Genomic DNA, 1,301 nt, shown 5'->3' with positions numbered 1-1,301 from the left:
CCCAGGTCATCCGTTCGACAGGGGGACACAGTCATGCCGGGCCCGGAGGCCAGCGGCCCTCTTGCAGGACCGCGAAGAACATAACGGGGGCGACGCGCCGCCGCGGGGGTGAGTGACCGGTCGTCGGCCCGGGAGCCCTCCGCCCCGGGACGCCGGCCGGGGCGGGGCAGCGGGGGAAAGGTGATCGGTGGCCGGTCCCCAGGGGCCGGGAACGGAGAACGGCGGCGCCGCCGCTGGCGGTTCAGCCCTCCGGCGTGAGCCCCGTCGCCGCGAGGACCGCGTCGACCGTCTCCTCAACCGTCTGGTCCGCGCTGTCGATCCAGACGCCCTCCGCGGAGAGTTCGGCGCGCATGGCCTCGTCCAGGAAGGCCCAGTTCGTCGTCAGCTTCTTGTGGCGGGCGTTGTTGCGTTCCCACGCCGTGTCGGGCCCCGGGGCCAGGACCACCACGTGGAGCGGGACCGCCGTCACCTGGGCACGGTAGAAGTCGAGGTGGGAACGGCGCACGACCACGTCATCGAGGACCGGCAGGAAGCCGGCCGCGGCGAAGCTGTCCGCGAGCAGGCAACCGCCCCTGGCGCGCAGCAGGATCTGGCGGTCCGCCTCCGGGTCGCCCTCCGGGGTCGGCCAGTGTCCGCCCCGGACGATCAGTTCCTGGAGGCGGTCGACCTCGATGTGCGCGGCGCGGACGAAGCGGGCCGCGAGGGCCGCCGCGACGGTGGACTTGCCGCTGCCGGGGATCCCCGCCAGCAGGAGGGCGCCGGCGGCGGTTTCGACGCTGTCGACGACGACGTCCTCGAAGCTCATGCGGCGGTGCTCCGTCCATGGCGTGCGGTGACACCGGGCTGCCCGTAGGGCTGGTGCGGATGGTTCATGGTGCCGCTCCCCCGTTCGGCGTCGGCACCGGCACCCTACTCTCCGGCTCCGCAGCGGCCTTCCGCCGGATCGTCGTCCGTGCCGCTCCACCGACGCGCAGGCTGCACGCCGTGTGGCGGACGGGCGCGGCGCGCCGCCGGGCGATCCGGGAGACGGTCCGTATGCTCCAGGAACTCCGGCCTTCGATCGCTCCGGACGGGTGAGCCGCGCGGCGGGCGGACGGCGGCCCGTCCGAAGGCACGCGGGGAAGCGTCCGGGACCCGCCGGGGACCGACCGGACGGCGCGCGGGTGATTCCTGCCCGGACCCTTGACCTGATAGTTACTTTCAGGCTATCCGTGACGCCTTGGAAGTTTCCTTCAACCTTGCACGGCAGGAAGGAGCACCAGTGCAGCACCGCGCCCCCACCCCCTCCCGACGCACCCTCC

General features: G+C 73.5%; 1 protein-coding gene. It reads right to left on the bottom strand.

What is annotated here, in order from left to right; genetic code table 11:
• Positions 1–241: 241 nt before the first annotated feature.
• Positions 242–805 carry an AAA family ATPase gene (locus ACFW2Y_RS35900; RefSeq protein ID WP_384887967.1) on the bottom strand — a complete coding sequence of 188 codons (564 nt, stop codon included), beginning with the start codon at positions 803–805 and terminating at the stop codon, positions 242–244.
• Positions 806–1,301: the final 496 nt, after the last annotated feature.

The sequence above is a fragment of the Streptomyces sp. NPDC058877 genome, assembly GCF_042742855.1.
Taxonomy (GTDB): Bacteria; Actinomycetota; Actinomycetes; order Streptomycetales; family Streptomycetaceae; genus Streptomyces.
This window is presented reverse-complemented; position numbering and strand designations above follow the sequence as displayed.